Genomic DNA, 622 nt, shown 5'->3' with positions numbered 1-622 from the left:
GATCAATCGCCAAACCAACCAAACGACAAACGAGCCGAGCCCGAAATGATGCTAACACTCCCCGACCGAGCTGAGCGACGCCGGATCATCAATTTGATACACCGGACCAAAGATAAAGAGCACTGCCGGCGACTCAATGCCATCTTGCTACTGGCCGATGGCCACAGTGTTTCGGCTGTTTCCCGACTCACTGCCGCAGCCCGTTCGTCGATCAATCGCTGGGTGAACTGGTACACACTGTACGGGCTGGAAGGCCTTGAAAGTGAGCCTCGCGGTCGTAAGCCCGTACTGCCCTTCGTGCAGATCGCTGGCCTGTTGCGGTTGTTGGTCCAGTTGTCACCGCAGGAGCTGGGGTATCAGCGCTCCCGTTGGAGTACCGAACTGATGGCGCTTGAACTAAAGCGGAATTGGCAGCTGTCATTGCATGCTTCGACGATACGGCGCTGGCTGCCTCGACTCGGGATTGTTTGGCGCCGACCGGCGCCCACTTTGCGTATTCGCGATCCACACAAAGAGGCCAAGATGACGGTGATCAACGAGGCCTTGGCTCGTTGCAGTATCGACCACCCAGTGTTTTATGAAGATGAGGTGGATATCCACCTCAACCCCAAACTGGGTGCGG

At 56.9% G+C, this 622-nt stretch carries 1 protein-coding gene; it reads left to right on the top strand.

From position 1 onward, the window contains the following. Positions 1–45: 45 nt before the first annotated feature. The coding region (locus ABD847_RS16815; protein WP_345015142.1) for an IS630 family transposase at positions 46–622 on the top strand (577 nt) is incomplete at its 3' end.

Source organism: Pseudaeromonas paramecii, from assembly GCF_039540575.1.
In the GTDB taxonomy this organism is placed as follows: Bacteria; Pseudomonadota; Gammaproteobacteria; order Enterobacterales; family Aeromonadaceae; genus Pseudaeromonas; species Pseudaeromonas paramecii.
Note: the sequence above shows the minus strand (reverse complement) of the source record. Positions and strands in the feature narration are given on the sequence as shown.